This is a genomic window from Parvularcula lutaonensis (genome assembly GCF_014651915.1).
GTDB lineage: Bacteria > Pseudomonadota > Alphaproteobacteria > Caulobacterales > Parvularculaceae > Parvularcula > Parvularcula lutaonensis.
In genome coordinates this window covers 25,969-44,062 of the sequence record NZ_BMXU01000002.1, presented here as the reverse complement: position 1 = coordinate 44,062, position 18,094 = coordinate 25,969, and the positions used below count along the sequence as shown (strand labels likewise).

Sequence of the window (18,094 nt, the reverse complement as noted above, 5' to 3'; positions counted from 1 at the left end):
TATATCACTCCTCACATTTCGGTCTGGTGAGGCCGCAAGCCGAGGAAACAAGCCATGCGCAGGTCCATCAGATCGACCGGGCGAGGAGCCCTTTGGCTCGCGACTGCGGCGACGATTGGCGTGGGAGCGCTGCTGGGCGGCCGCGCTGTCGTCACCGCAAATGCTGAAGACGGGGTTGCAGCGGAGCCACTGCCCGTGGCGGTGTTCGAGGCTCGCTACCAGGACAGCTTCGAGGAGCGCCGGCTCTTCTCCGGCCGGATTGCGCCGGCGCAGGTTGCCGATGCAGGGTTCCAGCTTCCGGGCGAGGTGGCCGAGGTGCTGGTCAGAATCGGCGACCGGGTCGAGAGGGGGGCGCCGCTCGCAAAACTCGATCCCGTACGGATAGAGCTTCGTCGCAGGGAGGTGGAGGCCCAACTCTCCGAGGCGCGCGCCATCCTCGAGCGCGCGGAAGCGACCCTCGCGCGGGTGGTGACCCTCGTCGAGGAAGGCTTCGCCACAGCGCAGGAATTGGACGACGTCACAGCGGAGAGGAACAGCGCTGCGGAACGGGTGCGGCTCCGCGAACGCAGTCTTGCAAGGGCTGTCGAGGATGCGGACGACACGGTCCTCAAAGCGCCGTTCTCCGGCTTCGTGGTACGCCGTTATGTCGATGCAGGCGAAACCGTCGCAGCGGGACAGCCTGTGGTCAGGCTCAACGAAGCCGCAGCGCTGGAAGCCACGGTCGGTGTGCCGACGGAGCTTGCCGACCAGCTCGTTGTTGGTGAGCGTTATCCTCTTGTCTCTGGTGATCTTGAGGCGGAGGGCATCGTCGAGGGTATCAGCGACGATGTCGACCTGGCGACGCGCAGCCGGGCCGTGCGCCTGCGGATTACAAACGATTCCGGACTGGTGCCGGGAAATCTCATCCGGCTGGCGCTATCGTCGGAACGAAGGGGACGCGGTGCCTGGGTGCCGATAGCCGCACTGCAGGAGGGTTACCGCGGCCTCTGGTCTGTCTACGTCGTTGACAGTGACGAGACGATCCGCCGGAAGGACGTCGAGATCCTCTCCCTGAGCGATGACCGCGCCTTCGTCACGGGGACCCTTGACGATGGCGACAGGGTGGTTTCCAGCTCGACCTTCCGGTTTGTCCGCGGACAGAAAGTCCGGGTGGTGACGGTGAATGCGGGCGAAATGGCTACGTCCGCTGCTGCTTCGACGGTCAGGTAGGAAACGGGCATGAAGACGGTCCTGTTCGACTACCCGCGCGCGCTGGCCATGGTCATCCTCCTGGTCTTGGTGGGCGGTATTGCTGCATTGCTCACCATGCCGCAGCAGGAAGACCCGAAAATACGCAACCGCAGCGCGGTGATCCTGACGGCCATGCCCGGAGCCTCGGCGGAGCGGGTCGAACGTCTCGTGACCCAGCGTATCGAGGACCGGTTGCGGGAGGTCGAAGAGATCGACATCATTCGCTCGACCTCGACGACAGGTCTTTCTTCCGTGAGCGTTGTTCTTCAGGACGCGATTACCGAGACCGACCAGGCCTTCTCGAAAGTGCGTGACCGCCTTGCCGATGCATTGCCGCTGTTGCCCGCAACAGCGTCCGAGCCAAGGTTCATCGACGACCGGGGCTATGCCTTCACCCTTCTCGCGGCGCTCGTCTGGGATGCGGAGAGCACACCGAATCCGCTGATCCTCAAACGCTCGGCGGAAGAGCTGCAGTCCCGCCTGCGCAACGTGCCGGGCACGGAATTCACGAGTATTCATGGAGTCGGCGACGAAGAGATCGCGGTGACGCTGCGATCCGACCTCGCCCAGTCCCTCGGCCTCTCTGAAAGGGACATTGCCGCAGCGCTGGCGGCAGCGGATGCGAAGGTGGCGGCTGGCCAGGTCTTTGGACCGCAGAACGAGATCGCGGTCGAGGTGCGAGGCGAGCTCGATACGCTCGACCGAATTCGCGCCGTACCGATCCGTGAGGGCGCGAATGGCGCACAGGTGAGGATCGGCGACGTAGCCGAGGTCAGCAGGGGGCTGGAAGACCCTGAGGCCGAGACGGCCTTCGTCAACGGCAGGCGTGCCGTGGTTGTCGGCACAAGGATCGATGACGGCCTCCGGGTCGGGCAGTGGTCGGCGCGGGTGCGGGAGGAACTGGCTGCATTCGAGCGAGAGCTTTCGGACGGTATCGCGCTCGACATCGCGTTCGACCAGTCGGTCTACGCAGGGGAGCGGTTCGGCAACCTGCTGGTCAATCTCGGCGTGGGAATCTTGCTTGTCGTGGTGATTCTCTTCTTTACGCTGGGGGTGCGCTCCGCGCTCCTCGTGACCCTGGCGATACCCCTGACGACGCTCCTGTCACTGACGGTCATGAATGCGGTGGGCATTCCGATTCACCAGATGTCGATTACCGGCCTGATCGTGGCGCTCGGTCTTCTCGTCGATGCGGCGATCGTGATGTGCGATGCGGTGGGCCGTGCCCTGCGCAGGGGCCTGACGCCACGCGAAGCTGTTGCAGAAAGTGTAGGGCGCCTCTGGGTGCCGCTGCTCAGTTCGACGGCGACGACCGTGCTTGCGTTCCTGCCAATCACCCTGCTCACCGGGGGAGCGGGCGAGTTCGTCGGGCCGATCGCGGACAGCGTCATCATTGCACTGATCTCTTCGTTCCTGCTGGCCGTGACGGTGATCGCTGCGCTGGCGGGGATGTTCCTGAAGCCTGGCGAATCTGAGACGAAAACCTCTTCTGGCGGGACCGAGTTTCCGGCCGTAGGGGCGGCCTTCAGACGCCTTCTGGAACTGAGCCTGGCCGCGCCGAGGCTGTCGATTGCGGCAGCACTGGTCTTTCCAATGCTGGGTTTCATCGGTGTGACCACGCTCCCGAGCCAGTTCTTTCCCGCCGCGGACCGAAACCAGTTCCACGTCCAGTTGACGCTGCCGCCGCAGGCAAGCCTCGATGAAACGAAGGCCGCCGCGTCGCGTGCGGATGAATTGCTAGAGGCGCATCCCAAGATTGCTTCGGCCGAGTGGTTTGTCGGCAATTCGGTTCCGGCCTTTTACTACAACCTGATGATGAACCGTGATGGTGCGCGGAATTTCGCCGAAGCGATGGTCACGGCTGAAGAGCTCAGCGGGTTGACGGACCTCCTGAACGAGCTCCAGGCGGAGCTCTCCGATGCGCTGCCGAACGTGCAGGTGAATGTCCGCAGCCTTGTCCAGGGGCCACCGACACCTGCGCCTTTCGAGCTACGGATACAGGGCCGGGACCTCCAGACCCTCAAGGAACTGGGCGAACAGGCTCGGCTGATCCTCTCGGAGATCCCCGAAGTCACGGTCTCGACCGCATCGCTGTCGGGGGGTGAACCCAAGCTGTGGCTCGACGCGGATGAAGATGCTGCCCGGCTGGCGGGGCTGTCGCTGCGCGATGTGGCAGGCGGCCTTGCTGCGAAGCTGCAGGGCGTGCCGGGAGGCTCGGTCATCGAGGGGCAGACGGAGATACCGGTGGTCGTGCGCCTTGACGATGCTGCACGCTCGTCGATCGAGGAGGTCAGCTCGGCGACGCTTTCGGTGCGGACGGACACGGGTGTCGGCACGCCTGTGCTGAGCCTTGGTGACCTGACCCTCGAGCCGTCGCCTGCGTCGATCACCCGTTATGAAGGCCAGCGGGTCAACACGATCCTCGCCTATGTCCGTGCCGATGCGCTGCCAAGCGCTGCCGTGGATGCCTTTCAGCGGGCGATCGCTGACGGCCGGTTCGCGATGCCGCCCGGCTATTCCTTCGCGTTTGGCGGTGATGCCGAAGCGCGATCGGACGCGGTCGGAGCATTGCTGGCGTCGGTAGGCCTTATCGCGGTCGCAGCGATTGCCGTCGTTGTCCTGACCTTCGGAAGCTTCAGGCTCGGCGCCGTCGTTCTGGTCGTGGCCGGGCTGTCCATGGGGCTCGGCATGTTGAGCCTGACGATTGCCGGTTACCCGTTCGGGTTCCAGCCAATCATTGCACTGATGGGCCTGATGGGGGTCGCGATCAACGCAGCTATCATCATCCTCTCGACCCTGAAAACCAAACCGGAAGCGGTGGCCGGGGACACTCGTGCCGTGCGCGACGGGGTGCTTGAAACGGCGAGGCACATCACATCGACAACTTTGACGACCTTCGCAGGCTTCCTGCCGCTGATCCTTGCCGAAGGCGGGTTCTGGCCTCCATTCGCGACAGCGATCGCGGGCGGCGTGGTCCTGTCGACGGTGGTGAGCTTCTTCTTCGTGCCCCAGTGCTTCCTGCTTTTGACACGCCAACGGCCTGTGGCTTCCTTTGGGGAGCGGACGCCGGTCATGGAGGGTTATCGCTATGCGCCTGCCTAATATCTTGATCAGTGGCTTGATCGCAGTGTCTTCCGCGGCGGCCGAGGACAATCCGCTGCTCAAGGCCCTTGTGACTTCGAGTCCCGAAATCGCCGCTGCGGAGGCCCAGGCCGAGGCTGCGAAGGCTGAGCTTTGGGCGGCGCGCGGCGCGCGGCTGCCTCAGCTCCGGCTTGAAGGGCAGGCCGGGACGCTGGAGGAAACCTTTCGGGTCAACGGCGTGCCGGGAGAGCTGACAGCCACCCGTGATCCCGCGGCGGCGAGTGCCGTACTCGAGCAGGCTCTTTTCACGTCGGGCAGGATCGGCGGTTCGATCGGCGCAGCGAAGGCGCAGGCTTCGGAGGCGGAGAATCGCGCCGATGCGACGCGTCAGGACATCATCCTCCGGGGTGCGACGGTGATGGCCGACCTCGTGCGGGATCGTGAGATCCTCCGGGCACGAAAGGTGAATGAAGAGGTCCTTGCGGAACGACTGCGCGAGAGCCGTGCAAGGCTCGAAGCGGGCCTCGCCACGGTGACAGACCTGCGCCAGTCAGAAGCAAGGCTCTCGCTTGCCGAGGCAGAGCGCCTTGCCGCGCAGGCGGCGGTGGACCAGTCGGCAGCAGCCTTCATTCGAGTTTTCGGTGTTGCGCCGCCTGAAGACCTGCAGTTTCCGCAGGTTCCCAACGGTTTGCCCGAGACACTGGACGATGCGCTCAGCCGCGCCTTGAGCCTGAATCCCGATCTCGAAGCGGCCAAGGATGGTCAGTCTGCAGCGCGTCAGGCCATTCGAGCGGAACGGGCGCAGCTGCTGCCGCAGGTGAGCCTCAATGCGTCGGCGTCTTACCTCGAAAATCAACGCTTCGGAATCGAGCTTGGCGAGGCCGAGCAACTGGCCGTGACGGTGCAGGGGCGCTGGAACGTCTTCAGCGGCGGCTCAGGCTACGCCCGGACGCGGGCCGCGAAACGGCGGGCGAGTGCGGCGAAGAGCCTGACGCTGGCAACGGAACGGCAGATCCGAGAACAGACGGTCCGGGCCTGGAGCAACGTGGTCGCTGGACGTTCGGTCGCAGCCGCACGCTCTGCCCAGGCCGAGGCCGCGGCGACCGCGGCTGACGGCGTGGCGGCGGAGTTCAGGAACGGCCGCCGGACCCGGCTTGACGTGCTGGACGCGGACCGGGAGCGGACGGAGGCCGAGGTCGGGCTTCTGGCGGCGCGCCGGGACCTCCTGGTCGCGGAGTTCGCCCTGCTGCGGGTGACCGGCCAGCTTTAGGCCGACTCGGTTTCCGGCACGACGCTCGCGCCGAACTGAAGCTCCGCAAGCTGAGCGTAGATACCGCCCTCCTTGATGAGCTGGTCATGGGTACCGGTGGCGATGACCTTTCCCTGGTCGAGGACAATGATCTTGTTCGCGTTCATCACGGTCGAGAGGCGGTGTGCGATGACGACCGTCGTCTTGCTGGCCGTGATGCTGGCGAGGGCCGCCTTGATGGCTGCTTCGCTCTCGGAGTCGAGGGCGCTGGTGGCTTCGTCGAGAAGGAGGACCGGCGTGTCCCGCAGGATGGCCCGCGCAATGGCGATGCGCTGGCGCTGGCCACCAGAGAGGGTGCTGCCGTCCTCGCCAAGCATGGTGTCGTAACCCTGGGGCAGGGCCTCGATGAAGCTGTGGGCGTTGGCGGCTTTCGCTGCCGCGCGGACCTCGGCATCCGTTGCATCGGGACGGGCGAAGCGGATGTTCTCTGCGACGGTGCCCGAGAAAAGCGGTGCATTTTGTTGGACCACGGAAAGCTGGCTGCGCAGCGCTTTGGGGTCGAGGTCGCGCAGGTCATTCCCATCGAGGGTGACGCGCCCTGAGGCCGGGTCGTAGAACCGGAGGATGAGCTGCAGGATCGTGCTCTTGCCTGCCCCCGAGCGGCCGACGAGGGCGACGGTCTCGCCCGGTTCGACCCTGAAGGAGACGCCCGCAAGGGCCTCGATCTCCGGCCGGGTCGGGTAGGCAAAGCGGACCTCTTCGAAGCCGATGCGGCCTTCGACCGGGGTCTTCAGGGGCTGGGGCGATCTGGCGACGGGGAGCGTGTCCTTCGAGGAGAGAAGTTCCATCAGGCGCTCGGTCGCGCCGGCGGCGCGCATGATCTCGGCATAGGTTTCGGTCAAGAGGCCGACACCGCTGACGGCGATGAAAGCATACATCACGAATTGGGCCATCGAGCCGGGCGAGATCGCGCCGGACTGGACCTGCACCGCGCCGAACCAGAGGACTCCGATCAGCCCACTGAGGATCACCGAAAAGATCGTGGCCGTCATGAAGGCGCGGACGCGGATCCTTCGCAGGGCGACATTGAAGGTGGCCTCGACCGCTTCGGAGAAGCGGCGGCGCTCCTCATCCTCGCGGGTGAAGGCCTGGACGGTTTCGATGGCGCGGAGGGTCTCGCTGGCCCTTGCGGAGGCGTCGGCGAGCCTGTCCTGGCTGGAGCGCGACAGCCGCTGGACGCGGCGGCCGAAGAGCATGATCGGGCCGATGACCACCGGCGCGCCGAGGAGGACGAGAAGCGCAAGCTTCCAGCTCACAATGACCATCAGGACAAGCGCGCCGAGGGTCGTGACGAGCGTGCGGATGGCGACGGAGATCGAGGAGCCGACGACGGTCTGGATCAGCGTCGTATCGGTCGTCAGGCGGGACAGGACCTCGCCCGTCCTGACCTGGGCATAGAAGCCGGGGGAAAGGCCGAGGAGGTGGCTGTAGACCCGCGTGCGAAGATCCGCGACCACGCGCTCTCCAAGCCGGGAGATGAAGTAATAGCGCAGCGCGCTGACCACCCCGAGGGCGAAGGCAACGGCGATTCCCGCGATGAAATAGGCGGAGAGGTCGTCGCCGATCGGCAGGCTGGAGCAGGCTGGGGAGCTTTCCGCGCCGCCAAAGCCGCAGTCGACAACCAGCCTGAAGGCTGCGGGCAGCGTGAGGGTGAGGAGCGCTGCCAGCGCGAGGAAGACGATGAACGCGGCGAGAAGGCCGGGGTAGCGAAGAATGAACGGGACCAGCTTGCGCAGGGGCTTGGCGGTGCGCGCCTTCTCCCGGTGCTCACGGTCACGGGCGAGTTCTGATGCGAAGCTCGAGCCCCGGTCGATGTCTGCCTGCTGCTCTCGGTCCGCCATGCGCCCTGCCTTTCGCCGCGGCACGGTGCGCCTGCGGGGAACCGCAAATAGGGCGGAATGCAGGGCGGCGAAAGGGTCAATGCGTCCCGGCATGGCGGGACGCCAGACAAGAAAAAGGGCCCGCGGGAAAACGGGCCCTTTCCCAGAAGTGAACCGGCGCCCTTACGAGAACTGGTTCATCGTGTTGTCCTTGCCACCTGCCTTGAGGGCGGCTTCACCGGCGAAGTACTCCTTGTGGTCGTCCCCGATGTCCGAGCCGGCCATGTTCTGGTGCTTCACCGCGGCGATCTGCTGGCGGATCTCTTCGCGCTGGACGTTCTTGACGTAGCCGAGCATCGCCTCCTCGCCGAAATAACGCTTGGCGAGATTGTCCGTGGACAGAGCCGCCGTGTGATAGGTCGGCAGGGTGATGAGGTGGTGGAAGATGCCTGCGCGCTTCGAACCGTCGCGCTGGAAGGTGCGGATCTTCTCGTCGGCTTCCTTGGCGAGATCGGTTTCGTCGTACTCGACACTCATCAGCCTGTCGCGGTCATAAGCCGAGACATCCTTGCCGGCCTCTTTCCAGGCATCGAAGACCTGCTGGCGGAAATTCAGCGTCCAGTTGAAGCTCGGCGAGTTGTTGTAGACGAGCTTGGCGTTCGGGATGACCTCGCGAATCCGGTCGACCATCGAGGCGATCTGTTCGATATGCGGCTTCTCGGTTTCGATCCAGAGAAGGTCGGCGCCGTGCTGGAGCGAGGTGATGCAGTCGAGGACGCAGCGGTCCGCACCGGTACCCGGCTTGAACTGGAAGAGGTTCGAGGGCAGGCGCTTGGGACGCATCAGCTTGCCGTCACGCTTGATGACGACGTCGGACGGCTTGAGCTCGTCAGCGGTCACTTCTTCACAGTCGAGGAAGGAGTTGTACTGATCGCCGAGGTCACCTGGTTCGGACGAGTAGGCGATCTGCTTGGTCAGGCCAGCGCCGAGGCTGTCCGTACGCGTCACGATGATGCCGTCATCGACACCGAGCTCGAGGAAGGCGTAGCGGCAGGCGCGGACCTTGGCGAGGAAGTCTTCGTGCGGAACAGTGACCTTGCCGTCCTGGTGGCCGCACTGCTTTTCATCGGAGACCTGGTTCTCGATCTGGAGGGCGCAGGCGCCCGCTTCGATCATCTTCTTGGCGAGGAGATAGGTGGCTTCCGCGTTGCCGAAGCCAGCGTCGATGTCCGCAATGATCGGCACGACGTGGGTTTCGTAGTTCTCGACCTTTTCGAGAAGCTCTTTTTCCTTGGCGGTGTCACCGGCTTTCCGCGCGGCGTCGATGTCGCGGAAGATCAGGCCAAGCTCACGGGCGTCGGCCTGCTTGAGGAAGGTGTAGAGCTCTTCGATCAGGGCAGGGACGGCCGTCTTCTCGTGCATCGACTGGTCAGGCAGCGGACCGAACTCCGAACGTAGCGCGGCGACCATCCAGCCGGAAAGGTAGAGGTAGCGGCCTTTGGTCGAACCAAAATGCTTCTTGATCGAGATCATCTTCTGCTGGCCGATGAAGCCATGCCAGCAGCCCAGCGACTGGGTGTAATTGGCGGGATCGGCGTCGTAGGCCGCCATGTCCTCGCGCATGATTTTCGCGGTGTAGCGGGCGATGTCGAGGCCTGTGCGGAAGCGGTTCTGGGCGCGCATACGGGCGACGCTCTCGGCGGAGATGCCGTCCCACTTGCCGTCATAGCTTCTGATCAGCTGCGAAACATCATTGATGTCAGATTGGTAGCTCATGCTCGGTGATCCTCGCTGTGCGTGTCCGAAAGAGAAGTTGGACCCGAGCTATCCTTCTCGCGCCTGAGGCTGAACAAGCGATGAGTAACAAGGTACAACTTTACAAGCGCCAATAGTCATGTTGTAAATTTGGACAGGGAGACCTGTATCATGGCGACACGGCAGAGGCGCAGCCGCGCGACCTATATCGGCCCGAGGCTGCGACGGCTGCGGCGTGAACTCGGCATGACCCAAGTCCAGATGGCCGAGGATCTCGAGGTCTCCCCAAGCTACATCGCGCTGATGGAGCGGAACCAGCGTCCGGTGACCGCGGAGATCCTGCTCAGGCTTTCAGTGGCCTATTCCGTCGATGTCGCGGAGTTCGCAGGCGAGGATACCAACACCGTGTCGGACAGGCTCAGCGGTGTGCTGAGGGATCCGATCTTCAACGATATCGAGTTTGCGCCGAACGATGTGCAGGACATCGCCTCGGGTTATCCGGCATTGGCCGATGCGCTTCTGCGCCTCCATACGGCCTACCGCGAGAATGAAACCGCGCTCGCCGACCGTTCGCACCAGCCCCCCTCAGGCCCTGATCCCGTGGCGGAAGCGCGTCGGTTCCTCTCTGCACGGAAAAACTTCTTCCCGGTAATCGATGGGCAGGCGGAGCGTCTGGCAGCGAGTGCGAAGGCGAGCGGGACTCTTGGCGCCTATTTCGAAGAAACCCAGCAGCTGCGTATCCGGAGCCTGCCACGGGACGTGATGGCTGGGGCGGTGCGCCGGCTCGATCACCACAGGCGGGAGCTTGTTCTCGACGAGACGCTGGATGCTGCGGGCAGGACTTTCCAGATCGCGCTGCAGCTTGTCTATCTAGAGCTCGGCGGCGCGGTGGAGGCTGCGCTGGCCGAGGGAAGCTTCCAGAGCGAAAACGGCAGGCGACTCGCGAAGCGGGCGCTCGCCAACTACGCGGCCAGTGCGATCATCATGCCCTATACGGAGTTTCAGTCTGCGGCGGAGACCATGCGCTATGACCTCGAAGCGCTCTGCCGCCGTTTCGGTTCGAGCTTCGAACAGGTCGCGCACAGGCTAACGACGCTGCAGAAGCCGGGGCAGGAGGGCGTGCCGTTCTTCTTTATCCGGGTCGATCCGGCGGGGAACGTATCGAAGCGGCTCGATGGCGCGGGCTTCCCTTTTGCCCGGCATGGCGGCTCCTGTCCGCTCTGGTCCGTACACCACGCGTTCAAGACACCTCGGCGGATCATACCGGAATGGGTCGAGTTGCCGGGGGGTGACCGGTTCTTCTCGATCTCCCGCACCGTGACCGCAGGGGGAGGGGCATTCGATGCGCCGCGGGTCGAGCGGGCCATCGCGCTCGCCTGCGCCGAGGAGCACGCTTCGCGGCTGGTCTATGCGGACGATCCGGGGCTTTCGGCTTCGGCCCCTACGCCGATCGGCGTGTCGTGCAGGCTCTGTCACCGCGCGGGCTGCATCGCGCGGGCCGAGCCGCCGATCGGGCGACCCGTGGCTGATGACACTTACCGCAGGCCGGGGACGCCCTTCGCCTTCACCGACGAGTGATCAGGCCCTGCGGGCGTTGCGTTTGGCGATGATGAGCCTGCGCATACGGAGGAAAAGGAGCGTCAGGCCACTGAACGCCACGATGAGCCCTGCGCCTGCGGCAGTCACGAGCAGCGGATGGTTGAAGTCCTCGCCATCGTCATAATCCATGACATGGAGCTTCCAGAAGAAATCGAAGACCCGCCAGGTGGTCGAGCGCCGCGAGCGGACTTCTACGGTGTCGGGATCAATATAGAGGGTCGTGTTGTCCCGGTCATCAAACACGGCCCGCCAGACCGGCGGCTCGCCACCGACTTCGGTGGGCAACTCCTCGATCAGCTCGATCCTGGTCAGCGCGCCCGGTCCGGTGTAGTCGGCCTCGGCAACCATGCGGGCGAGGGTTTCGTCCGCAGGCGACAGGACCTCGCCGTCCTGCGCCCTGACGGTGGCACGATTGCCGTCGAGGTCGGTGAGGCGCCATACTGTCTCACCCTGGACAAGCCCGGTTTCGGCAGCCACGAGATCAGGCATCCCTGCGGCTTCGGCAGCCTGCTGAAGGCTCAGCATGCCCTCTGGCATGAGGACCGGTAGCTGGACCTCCGCGACGCGATGCTCACCCCTGACACGCTCGATCGGCAGGACGCTCATGACGAACCCGTCGAGGATCCAGAGCATGACCTGGACGCCGATGACGAGCGCTACCCATTTGTGGATGCGGACGGTCCATTTGAGGATTGGCATCGCTGGTTCGCCTTAGTGATCCATCATGCCGTCGAGACAGTCCGTTCCCAGATCGCCCATGTTGCAGATCGCGGTGATCCGGTAAGAGCCGTCGCGGCCTCGCCTGACCATGAAGGCCACCTCGTCGCCCGCGTCGAACTCTGAGGGATCGACAGCACCCATGACGCCGAACTCCATCGTCATCGCGCCCATGCCCACGCCCTCGATCGGGCCATGGTTGATGCCGAGACGGCCGTCGCCGACTGAAACGACGGTCCCGGTGGCATGGCCCATGTCGCCGGACATGGCCATGTCGTGACCTTTATGCGCATCGCCGGTGGCCGCGGTCTCCGTTCTTTCTCCGCAGGCGGAGAGAGTGACAAGGGACGCGGAAAGGGTTGCGGTCAGGATAACGCGGTTCATGAGATGGCTCCTTGTGAGGGTGCGGTAGCGGATTGCGGGGGCTCCGTCGATGCGGAGGTTTCGCGGGAGACCTGACGTCCGACCCAAAGCGCGTAAAGCGCCGGGAGGACGACGAGGGTGAGGAGAAGCGTCGAGGCCATGCCGCCGACCATGGGCAGGGCGATCCTGCGCATGACGTCGGCGCCGAGGCCTTCGGACAGGAAGATTGGCAGGAGGCCGGCGAAGATCGTCAGCACCGTCATGAGCTTCGGGCGCAGGCGCAGTGCGGCGCCGGCGGTGACCGCTTCGGTGAGCTCCCCGAGAGACCTCGGGCGGCGCTCGCGCACCTCGGCGTCGATATAGAGGAGCATGACGACGGCCGTCTCCACCGCGATGCCTGCGAGAGCGATGAAACCGACAGCGACGGCGACCGACAGGTTGTAGCCTGCAAGCCACACGGCCCAGAGGCCGCCGATGAGGCCGAAGGGGAGGGAAAGCATGATCATCAGCACCCGGTCGAGCCTGCCGAAATGGAGCATCAGGAGGAGGAAGATGATCGCGATGGTCCCCGGCACGGCAAGGCTGAGCCGTGCGCGGGCTTCTTCGAACTGCTCGTACTGGCCCGAGAAGGCAACGGCGTAGCCGGGAGGCAGATCGACCTCCTCGCCGATCGCCTCGCGCGCGCGGGCCACATAGCCGCCCATGTCGGTGCCTTCGAGATCGACAAAGACCCATCCCGTGAGGCGGGCATTCTCCGAACGGACCATGGGCGGGCCTTCTGCGTAGGTGATGCTGGCAAGCTCGCCGAGGGGGACATGCGCGCCTGCTGGCGTCGGGACGAGAATGCGGCCGAGGTCGTCGATGTCCTCCCTGAAGGGACGGTCATAGCGCAGAATGATGTCGTAGCGGGCGCGGCCCTCCACTGACTGGGTCATCCGCATGCCGCCGAGCGCGGTCTGCACGACGCTCTGGAACACACCCATGTCAATGCCGTGACGCGCCAGTTCCGCACGGTCAGGCCTGATGTCCAGATACTTTCCGCCGAGGACCCTGTCGGCGAAGGCTGAGCGGGTGCCCGTCAGTTCGGAGACGACCGCTTCGATGTCGCGCGTGACTTCCTCGATCGTTTCAAGGTCGTCGCCCGTTACCTTGATGCCGACCGGGGTCCTGATCCCTGTACTGACCATATCCATGCGGATCTTGATCGGATAGCCCCAGGAATTGACGAGGCCCGGAATCTGCAGGCGGCTGTCGAGTTCTGCGACGATATCATCAGCAGTGATCCCCGCTCGCCACTCGGATTTCGGCTTCAGCTCGATCCACGTCTCGATCATGGTCAGCGGCGCAGGATCGGTCGCGGTGTCCGCGCGGCCTGCCTTGCCGAAAACGCGCTCGACCTCCGGCACGGTCATCATCACGCGGTTGGTCTGGCCAAGGATCTCCCTCGCCTTGGTCGCGGAGACACTCGGCAGGGTGGTGGGCATGTAGAGGAGCTCGCCCTCGTAGAGCGCTGGCATGAACTCGCTTCCAAGGCGCGAGGCGGGAATGAGCGCGCTGATGGTGAGAAGGCCCGCGAGACCGATGGTCAGCCAGCGGAACCTGAGCGCTGCGGCAAGGACTGGTCCATAGAGCCTCGCGAAGAAGCGGGCCACCGGGTTCTCCTGCTCGGTTCTGAACCGTCCCTTGAGCAGGTGGATCATCAGGACCGGGATCAGGGTCACGGAGAGGATGGCGGCAAAAGCCATGGCGTAGGTCTTGGTGAATGCGAGCGGGCTGAAGAGGCGGTAGCTCTGGCCCGTCAGGACGAAGACCGGCAGGAAGCTGACGGTGATAATCAGCAGGGAGAAGAAGATGCCGGGGCCGACCTCCTTTGCCGAGGCGAGAATGACGGCGCGGCGCTCCTGTTCGCCAGCTTCGTCGGGAAGGGCCGCGAGCTTGCGGCCCGCATTTTCGACCAGGACGATCGCAGCATCGACCATCGCGCCGATGGCGATGGCGATGCCGCCGAGGGACATGATGTTCGCGGTGACGCCCTGCCACGACATGATGAGGAAGGCGCCGAGGACTCCGAGGGGCAGGCTCACGACCGCGACGAGCGACGAGCGGACTTGAAGGAGGAAGATGAAGATCACGAGCGCGACGGCGAGCCCTTCTTCCAAGAGCTTCTCGCGCAGGTAGCTGACGGCCCCTTCGATAAGCGGTGCGCGGTCATAGACGGTGACGATCTCGACGCCTTCGGGCAGGCCGCGCTGGAGCTCCGCCAGCCGCGCCCTGACCCGTCCGATAACGTCGAGAGCGTTCTCTCCGTCGCGCATAACGACGATGCCGGCGACGGTCTCGCCTTCGCCGTTGAGTTCGACGACGCCGCGCCGGAGGGCCGGGCCTTCGATGATGCGGGCGACGTCCCTGAGGAGGACAGGTGATCCGTCCACCGCATAGACCACGGTGTTCGCGAGGTCTTCGCGCTCATCCACATAGCCGGCGGAGCGGATCACGAATTCGGACTCGCCCTGCTCGAGGATGCGGCCGCCGACTTCGCTGGAAGCCGTCCTCATGGCCGCGGCGAGCCGGGTGATCGGGATGTCGTAGGCGCGCAGGCGGTTGGGATCGAGGAGGACCTGGTATTCCCGCTCGAAGCCGCCGACGGATGCGACCTCGGCAACCCCTTCGACGCCCGAAAGCTCCAGCTTGATGAACCAGTCCTGGATGGAGCGCAGCTCGGCAAGGTCGGTGCCACCGGTACGGTCGACAAGGGCATACTGATAAACCCAGCCGACACCCGTTGCGTCGGGACCGATTTGCGGCACGGCGGTTTCTGGCAGTTCCGGCCCGATCCGGGAAAGGGCTTCAAGAACCCGCGAGCGGGCCCAGTAAAGATCGACGCCATCTTCGAAAATCACGTAGACGAAGCTCGTGCCGAACATCGACGATCCGCGCACGTCTTTTGTTTTCGGCAGTCCGAGAAGGTTTGAGGACAGGGGATAGGTGACGAGGTCCTCGACGATCTGCGGGCTCTGGCCGGGGAAGTCCGTGCGGATGATGACCTGCGTATCGGTGAGGTCGGGTATCGCATCGAGGGGTGTCGCCCGCATGCCGAGCCAGCCGAAAAGGCCCAGCGCCGCTGCCGCGACGAGCACGATAAGCTGGTTCGCGACCGACCATTCGATCAGCCGCGCGACAGCGGAACGGGAGGGGTCATGGCCGGTCAGGTTTTCGTTTGCGGTCTCGCTCATGCCCGGCCCCTAGTGGTTCGCATGGGGATCGATGGCGCGCGGACGGTTCTCGACCACATTGGCTGATACTTCGGGCCATTCGATGATGTGGGCGATGCCGGTGCCATAGGGGTTCGAAGGCGGGCCGCCTTCCTGCAGCCAGAAGAGGTCTCCGCCGCCGTGGTAGAGGGTAAGGCCCGCCTCTTCGTAGTGGCTCGGCGCGCCTTCGGTGAGCCAAGGCCTGATGGCGAGCATCAGTTCACGGAGTGCCGCCGCGAGGGCGTCGCTGTCTTTCGCTTCCTGGGCCTTGCGCAGGGCGTCCTGTCCGGCTTTCAGGATCGGGCCGAGCCTGGTCTGGCCATAGCGGGCAAGGAGACTGTCACCGAGGTCGATAACCGGCTGGAGGAAGAGATGATCGATCGCATAGCGCTGGGTCAGTGCCTCGTGCAGATAAAGCGCCATGTCAGGGTAATGATCGATCTGGGCTAGCGTTTGCGCGTCGACAGGAATCTCTGCCAACGGGGTATCGGCGTCGGCCTTGACCGAGTCGAGACGTGCGAAGCCTTCGCGCAGGCGGACTTCGCTATCGAGGAGGAACTGGCCGCTTGCGACGATCCTGTCGCCTTCGGAGAGACCTTCCGTGATGGCGGTCATGCCGTTCGCGGTCAGGCCGGTTTGAACCTGGCGGCTGGTGAATCGGCCTTCGCCAAGCGCGAGGACAACATGGGCGCCGCGGCTGTCACGGAGGATGGCGTCCGACGGAATCGCTAGCGCTGAAACTTCCTCCGTTTCAAGACGGATATCGGCATAGGCGCCGGGGCGCAGGCGACCCGAAGGATTGGCGACCACGATCCGCAGCTTGCCGGTGCGGCTCGCAGGGTCGACGGTGGGATAGACGTAGTCGACCGTCCCCTCTGCGGGGTGGCTGGGAGCGCTGGGGAAATGAAGTGCGGCACTGATCCCCTCACGGACAAGGTGGAGGTCGCTTTCGGGGATGTCGGCGATGACCCAGACATCGGAATAGGACTGCAGCACTACCACCTGCGCACCGGGCCGGATGTAATCGCCGTTGCGGACGGAGAGCCTCGCGACGACGCCCGATGCGTCCGCGAGGACGGGGATGCGCTCGATGGCTTCGCGCGAACGCTCCACCGCCGCGATGGCCGGGGCCTGCATTCCGAGGGAGAGAAGACGCTTGCGGGTGGCCTCGATGCGGCGATCATCGCCGCTGGCAAGCGCGGTGAGGAGGTCCTGCTGCGCCGCGACCAGATCTGGGCTGAAGATGCGGTAGAGGACGTCCCCGGCCTCGACGACATCGCCTTCGGCGCTCACTGCGAGATCCTTGACCCAGCCCTCGATGCGGGAAGCGACAGCGCTTTCGAGACGCTCGCTGGCCTCGACAGTCCCAAAAGCGCGGAGTGTCTTCTGGAGGGGTATCCTGCGGACAGTTTCTGTCCGTACACCTATGGTCTGGATGATTTCAGAGGGCACGGTGATGCCGTTGCTTGACGGCGCCGGAGCACCGGATACCGGGACGAGGTCCATCCCGCAGATGGGGCAGGTGCCGTCCCGGTCTGTCGAGATATAATGGGGGTGCATGGGGCAGGTGTAGAGCGCTTCCCCGGAAGCATCCGCCTGCGGAGCATCGGCAGGAGGTGCCTCGGCACAGGCGGCGAGGAACGCGATGGCAAGGAGGCTGAGGACTCTCATGGCGACACCAGGAGGCTGTTCATGCGCGCGGCGGCTGTCGCGGCACTGGCTTTCTGACGGGCGATGCGGGCGCGCAGGGTGAGGATCGCGATCTCGCCTTCGAGCACGGGGGCATAGGTGCCGCGGCCGCTTTCGTAGAGACGGAGCTGCGAGGCGATCTCGTCCTCGATGGCGGAAACCTTCTCGGTCAGGATCGCCTGCTGCTCTATGGCGGTGCGATGCTGGGCGCTGAAGGCTGCATATTGGGCGCGAGCGGAGCGGACGGCTGCGAGGTAGTGGGATCGGGCAGCGGCTTCTTCGGCTTTTGCCGCCCGGAGCTTCGGCTTCTGGCTTTTCCCTGCCCAGAGGGGTACACTGACGGTCACCATACCCGATACCCAGTCGTCCCCTGCGAACTGGGCACCGGCAGCGCCCGAGCCTTCCTCGCGTTGCTGGTAGGTCACCTGTGCGCCCCAGTTGGGACGGAACGCCGCGCGGGCTTCGGCGACGGAGCTTTCACTGTGCGCGATGTCCGCAGCGGCGAGGGCTACGGCGTGGAAGCTCGCGGGATCATCCTGCCACGGAAAGATGGCCACGGAGGGTGCCGGGGTATCCGGCACGAATCCGAGAAGGTCGATCAGCCGGGCGTCGGCCTCGGCTTCCTGCGCCGAGAGCGCGGCGAGATTGCTCGCGACTTCGGCCTGTTCGGCGTCGATTTCGGCTAGGCGGTAGACGGAGGGCCTGCCCCCGCGGATCTCGCCATCGATGATCTCGGCGAGTTCGGCGTAGGCGGTGCGCTGCGCCTCGGCGGCTTGGCGAGCCACCTTGATGCGGGCCTTCTCGTGAAGAAGGGCAACGAGTTCGGCTTTCAGGGCATCGTAGCGGGCGGCGCGCATCGCTGCTGTCAGGCTTGCTGCTGCCTCGGCCTGGGCCCGGCGGGCCCTGCGGCCTGCAAGGTTGGGCAGTTCCTGCCTGACGCCGATGGCCTTGTTGGTCGGCAGGAAGCGGTTAAAGGCCGGATCGCTGACGGGCAGGTTGTTGACCCCGAAGCTGACCTGCGGATCGGGCAGGGCGCTCGCGGCGATGCTGCGCTCGCGGGCGGCTTCCTGTTGGTAGGCAAGGGCGGTGAGGGAGGGGTGTTCGTCAAGAAGCCGTTCAAGCTCTTCGAAGCTCTGGGCTCCAGCGGCGGAGGATATGGCGATGACGATCGATAGGAGTGTGGCGAAGAATTGAGAGCCCATGGCGGCTTCCCCGGCTGAGACGTGGACACGATGAAACCCCGGTGCAGGATGGCCTGTCCGGAGTACGGGCGTGCAGTC

The 18,094-nt window shown here is 64.9% G+C and carries 11 protein-coding genes; 4 read left to right on the top strand and 7 right to left on the bottom strand.

All coding sequences use genetic code 11. From position 1 onward, the window contains the following. Nucleotides 1-54: 54 nt before the first annotated feature. From IE053_RS08435 to IE053_RS08425, 3 genes are read left to right on the top strand one after another with little or no spacing between them, the layout of a single operon-like run. Nucleotides 55-1,209, top strand: coding sequence for an efflux RND transporter periplasmic adaptor subunit (locus IE053_RS08435; RefSeq protein WP_189574915.1), 1,155 nt, complete (start codon nucleotides 55-57; stop codon nucleotides 1,207-1,209). Nucleotides 1,210-1,218: 9 nt separating this feature from the next. Further along, nucleotides 1,219-4,332 (top strand): efflux RND transporter permease subunit, encoded by a 3,114-nt coding sequence (locus tag IE053_RS08430; RefSeq protein WP_189574913.1) that lies wholly within the window; start codon nucleotides 1,219-1,221, stop codon nucleotides 4,330-4,332. A 25-nt stretch (nucleotides 4,333-4,357) separates the two neighbouring features. After that, nucleotides 4,358-5,581, top strand: coding sequence for a TolC family outer membrane protein (locus IE053_RS08425; RefSeq protein ID WP_229786232.1), 1,224 nt, complete (start codon nucleotides 4,358-4,360; stop codon nucleotides 5,579-5,581). Here IE053_RS08425 and IE053_RS08420 read toward each other — a convergent pair. Together IE053_RS08420 and IE053_RS08415 are read right to left on the bottom strand one after the other, a co-directional pair. After that, nucleotides 5,578-7,461, bottom strand: a complete 1,884-nt coding sequence (locus IE053_RS08420; RefSeq protein WP_189574909.1) for an ABC transporter transmembrane domain-containing protein — start codon at nucleotides 7,459-7,461, stop codon at nucleotides 5,578-5,580. The two genes, IE053_RS08425 and IE053_RS08420, sit on opposite strands and share 4 nt — an antisense overlap. Before the next feature lie 162 nt (nucleotides 7,462-7,623). Next, nucleotides 7,624-9,216: an isocitrate lyase gene (locus IE053_RS08415; RefSeq protein WP_189574899.1), complete on the bottom strand. Its 1,593-nt coding sequence runs from the start codon at nucleotides 9,214-9,216 to the stop codon at nucleotides 7,624-7,626. A gap of 150 nt (nucleotides 9,217-9,366) precedes the next feature. On the opposite strand from IE053_RS08415, the gene IE053_RS08410 reads away from it, so the two are divergent. After that, nucleotides 9,367-10,773 (top strand): helix-turn-helix domain-containing protein, encoded by a 1,407-nt coding sequence (locus IE053_RS08410; RefSeq protein ID WP_189574897.1) that lies wholly within the window; start codon nucleotides 9,367-9,369, stop codon nucleotides 10,771-10,773. Here the strand turns inward: IE053_RS08410 and IE053_RS08405 are convergent, their stop codons facing one another. Genes IE053_RS08405 through IE053_RS08385 form a run of 5 tightly spaced genes read right to left on the bottom strand, consistent with a single transcriptional unit; the run spans nucleotide 10,774 to nucleotide 18,016 of the window. Continuing rightward, nucleotides 10,774-11,493, bottom strand: a complete 720-nt coding sequence (locus IE053_RS08405) for a PepSY domain-containing protein (protein WP_189574895.1) — start codon at nucleotides 11,491-11,493, stop codon at nucleotides 10,774-10,776. Nucleotides 11,494-11,505: 12 nt separating this feature from the next. Further along, complete coding sequence (locus IE053_RS08400) at nucleotides 11,506-11,895, bottom strand: copper-binding protein (protein ID WP_229786148.1); 390 nt, start codon at nucleotides 11,893-11,895, stop codon at nucleotides 11,506-11,508. Next, nucleotides 11,892-15,107, bottom strand: a complete 3,216-nt coding sequence (locus IE053_RS08395) for an efflux RND transporter permease subunit (RefSeq protein ID WP_308430433.1) — start codon at nucleotides 15,105-15,107, stop codon at nucleotides 11,892-11,894. Before IE053_RS08395 ends, IE053_RS08400 begins: the two co-directional genes overlap by 4 nt. Before the next feature lie 9 nt (nucleotides 15,108-15,116). Then, on the bottom strand, nucleotides 15,117-16,796 hold the full coding sequence (locus IE053_RS08390; protein WP_189574893.1) for an efflux RND transporter periplasmic adaptor subunit: 1,680 nt from the start codon (nucleotides 16,794-16,796) through the stop codon (nucleotides 15,117-15,119). Then, nucleotides 16,793-18,016, bottom strand: coding sequence for a TolC family protein (locus tag IE053_RS08385; RefSeq protein ID WP_189574891.1), 1,224 nt, complete (start codon nucleotides 18,014-18,016; stop codon nucleotides 16,793-16,795). Before IE053_RS08385 ends, IE053_RS08390 begins: the two co-directional genes overlap by 4 nt. Nucleotides 18,017-18,094 lie beyond the last annotated feature (78 nt).